General features: G+C 46.6%; 3 protein-coding genes and 1 pseudogene. 1 reads left to right on the forward strand and 3 read right to left on the reverse strand.

Annotated features, from left to right (window positions below):
- Positions 1-329: 329 nt before the first annotated feature.
- Positions 330-452, forward strand: a pseudogene (locus tag AC5JL3_RS28620) (IS630 family transposase); the annotation flags it as partial.
- 5 nt (positions 453-457) lie between these two features.
- On the opposite strand, the gene AC5JL3_RS28625 reads toward AC5JL3_RS28620, so the two are convergent.
- The 3 genes from AC5JL3_RS28625 to AC5JL3_RS28635 form a co-directional block, all read right to left on the reverse strand.
- Positions 458-1,813 carry a sensor histidine kinase gene (locus AC5JL3_RS28625; RefSeq protein ID WP_496077687.1) on the reverse strand — a complete coding sequence of 452 codons (1,356 nt, stop codon included), beginning with the start codon at positions 1,811-1,813 and terminating at the stop codon, positions 458-460.
- A 276-nt stretch (positions 1,814-2,089) separates the two neighbouring features.
- The gene (locus AC5JL3_RS28630; protein ID WP_496077688.1) at positions 2,090-2,791 is read right to left on the reverse strand and encodes a class I SAM-dependent methyltransferase; all 702 of its coding nucleotides are present in this window, start codon (positions 2,789-2,791) and stop codon (positions 2,090-2,092) included.
- A 26-nt stretch (positions 2,792-2,817) separates the two neighbouring features.
- Positions 2,818-3,714, reverse strand: a complete 897-nt coding sequence (locus tag AC5JL3_RS28635; RefSeq protein WP_496077689.1) for an NmrA/HSCARG family protein — start codon at positions 3,712-3,714, stop codon at positions 2,818-2,820.
- Positions 3,715-4,044: the final 330 nt, after the last annotated feature.

Raw genomic sequence — 4,044 nt, forward strand, 5'->3', positions numbered from 1 at the left:
CGATTCAATGTAAGCCGTTTACCAGTCCCTAGAAGTAAACCAGTGAGGGGCAACACACTTTACCCCTGATAGGACGAAATATAGCGAAGCTGCAACGAGGGGCAAATTAGTACAGAGATACTAATTTAACGGAAGCTCCACAGCCATACTGCACTTACTTTTCATGTGCTTGATTGTTTATTTCTACCAGCCTTGTCCGCACCGCTACTCGTCAAGATGAACAAGAACTCAGAGAATGGCTACTATCCCTCTCCTAAGAAAACAGAATGGTTTCTTCCATCCATAACGGAAGCGAGCGCGTCCGTAAACAGCTTCTGTCACTCTCCGATTCACCCGATCTGAATAAAATTGAGCAATGCTGGTCATGGTTAAAGAGTCGAATTCGTAAGCAATTAACTCAATTCAACTGTCTGAGGGATGCAATGGAAGCTGTGCTTCGCACAGCGACTTAACCGCCTTAGCGGTTGCTATAACTCTTAATTGGGAGCGTGAACCAAAATTTTGTCCCCGCATCAAGAGAGCTAATGACTCCAATTTCACCACCCTGGGCATGGATAATTTGACGGCACAAGTACAATCCCAACCCTAAACCTAAAGAGTTTCGCATATGAGAAGAACGAAAGTACAGTTCAAATAGGCGCTCACATTGTTCTTTCGACATCCCTAGGCCGTTATCCTCAATGCTACAGCGAATCATTTTTGCTCCGGCTGTAGCACTCAGAGTTATCATCAACCCAGGCGGATTATGTTTAATTGCATTTGTAATTAGATTAATAAAAACACGCCATAATTGAGTTGAATCAGCAACCACCAACGGTAAATCTTCAGGCACTAAATTCTTCAGCGTGGCTTGATTTTGTTCCAGGATTGGTTCTAAGTCAGCCACTGATGAACTGACCAACTCACTGAGTTGAATGGGTTCAGTGTGGAGGACAATGCCTTGCACATTACTCGCATGAGCTTCGAGTAAGGAGTTAATCAGTTGGAGTTGGCGCTCGCTCCCTTGCACCATCCGTTCTAAAATCGAGCGGGGTAGAGCAATCGTTGCATCTGGCTTTTGCAGTAAATTATTCAGCACCATCAATGTGCCTGTCACGGGGTTACGCAAATCGTGAGAAACGCCATGTAAAAACCCCTGTAATTGCCGTTTCGATTCAAACTCACTGCGTTGTAAGCGTTCGTATAAATACACCCCAAGGTCACAGATCAAGCAAATCCAGAAATAAAAGACAAAAATTATGATGTTATTGAGAACAGGATTTTCAACCTCTGGATTACTCAAACCCAGTAATGGATTGACACAAAAATAGTAGCCTATTGTTGCCACTTGCGAGACTAAGTGAAGCTGCCAATTTACAGGAATTAACGTCGCTTGTGCCAGAAATACAATCGTCCAAGCGATAAGTACAGGATCGACCTTTCCTTGCAGTGTGGCTTGAATTTGTGGAAGCAGGGTGAGTGACCACGAACAGCCTAAGAAAAGCCGTTCCGGGTAACGAGATGCCCAAGGCGATTTCAGCAAAATTAAGCACAACAGCAGGCTCAGCTCAATAGCAATGTAAGTCATGAGATCGATTAAAATCTCTTCCTGGCTTACGGCTTTGCTCGGATTGTCTGAAGCATTGAGAACGGATGTAATACACAAACCTAAGATGAGAAAGGTTAGGCAGGCAATAATGGTAATCCATACAAACCAATGCAGTCGATTCAACATGAAGCGACACCGCCATGCCTGATATTCGGCTGAGTTACCAGCTTGCTGCACTCTTGCCAAAACCGAGCTTACCGTTTTAGCAAATCGACTTAACGGCATCTTGTAACGCATTATTGGAATAGTTCTCATTCTTCAACAGACATTCCATTTAGCCCACGCAAGTTCCTTGAGTTAAAGCTGCAACTTATCCCTCTTTTGTTACTTTCGCTGGATAAAATCTGTAATGCTTGAATTGCATTCGTGAAATATTTGTTTTCTGGTTGCTATGACACGAAGTGACTGGATGCTCAGTCCAGTCAGTTGAACGAATGATTATTGAGATATGTAGGCGGTTGGGTACAGCGCCTTCTTCGGCGGCTGGAGGGGGACTTCTCATCAGGGAGTTCGCTTGGTATACCAAGCATGAATCAGCAGAGTCTGGAAGAACAATACAGGCGTGTCAAAGCCACTTGATGCAATAATGGCTTCAACTTCCTGCGGCGGTAGTAGGGCGACATCCCGCCCATACGAGGTGAGAAATTTCTCAATTTCCTCGGCAGGCATTTCAGGATTTATCAGCATCCGCACCCAAACTTCCAAAAGGCTTTGGTAAGCGGAGCTAGACATATCGGAAGCTAAATCAGAACTCACTAAATATCCATCCGGGAGAAGACGTGCAGCAATTTGACGAAAAAAGTTGCGCCGTTCCTCCTGCTGGATAAAGAAATGAGAAACCAAAAGGCAGGTGGCGGCATGAAAAGGGTCTGACGCGGGAAGTGAATCGAGATAACCTTCGTGGAACGTGCAACGGGATGCGATCCCATACTCCTCGGCTTTCTGACGGCAGATGTCTAGCATCGGTGCCGCAGGCTCTACCGCAGTGAACTTCCATTGTGGAAATGTTTGGGCGAGGTCAATCAATTCTGAGCCAGTTCCCACACCGACGCAGAGAACCCGTGCGTCGTTAGGAAGTTCAGAAAGCACCATGCGGATCAACAAATGAAGTGCGTTATGCATCGGAGCCAATTTAGCGAACCGCCTGTCATAGGAAGAAGCGAACTCCTGGTCAAAAACAAGGGTTGTCTGTTGGTTTTTCATAAGGCAATGAATGAGTTATCGATGAATCATTGACCCGACATCGACTGCGCTTCTGGCTGGTTCTGCCAGCCGTGCTCGCGCAAATAAGATTCAAAGTCGGTCTGTGCAGGAAAATCACGCTTCAACTGTGCTAAATCCGCTGCGTAGCCGACGTTCTCAAACCAGCGATACATGATGGTCAGTTCCTCTCCAATTTGCTGCTCAAACGCTTCAAACGGAATTTGTTGGTATTCGACGGTTTTTCCTAAAACACGGCTGAACGCAGCAGCGATTTCCGGCATGGTCATGTCCACACTGGCAAGTTCAATTTCGCGGTGCATGAAGTCTGCGGGGCGATCGAATACCTCAGCGACCATCTCTCCATAATCTTCTTCAGAAAGCTGCTGCAACTTCGTCTCAGGACTCAATGGCTGAAAGAGGGTTCCGGCATCAACCATCGGACGCATCATGTTGTAGTTGTAGAAAAAGAAAACGGGTCGCAGGATTGTGTAGGGCAACTCACTCGCTCGGATGTATTCTTCGACTTGAAACTTGCTGTCGAAATGCGGAATGCCCGTGTTGCGTTCGGCGCTACCCACCGAACTGTAGACGAAGTGCTGGATGCGGGCCGATGAAGCCGCGTCTGCAACCGCTTTGCCCTGACGGATTTCGGTGTCTATTCCATCTAGAATGATCTGTAGCGAAACAACACCGTAGGCACCTTGCAAAGCGCGATCGAGGGAAGCGCGATCATTGAGATCTCCAACTACGAGTTCTGCGCCTGCTTGCTCGAGGGCAACAGATGCAGGCTTGTTGGGGTCACGCACCAAGGCGCGAACCTTGAAATTGCCGCGTTGCAAAAGATGATGGGCGATCGCGCTTCCCTGATTGCCTGTAGCTCCGGTGACTAAGATAAGTCGTTCTGTGTTGATTGACTGTGGCATGGGATTCCTCCGAATCGGTATGGGTTGGGTTCAAGGCGAACGAAGGCGCTGACTCGACATTTACTTCGTTGTTCTCATTCTTCACCAGGCATTCCATTTAGACCACGCAAGTTTCTTAAGTTAAAGCTGCAACTTATCGGGACTTAAACGAAAATCGACTAGCAATAAAGGTATAATCCAAGCACAGTAGATATTTCACATCAAGGCTTGAGTGATGAAAGAGACAACTCCCGCCGCTATGCCTCCTTGCTTCGATATATGATGGCAAAAAAAGTCTGCCACTAGATATAGAGTTATATCAACACGCCAGTTCTTTACCTCAAGGAAAAA

This window comes from Symplocastrum torsivum, assembly GCF_059505465.1.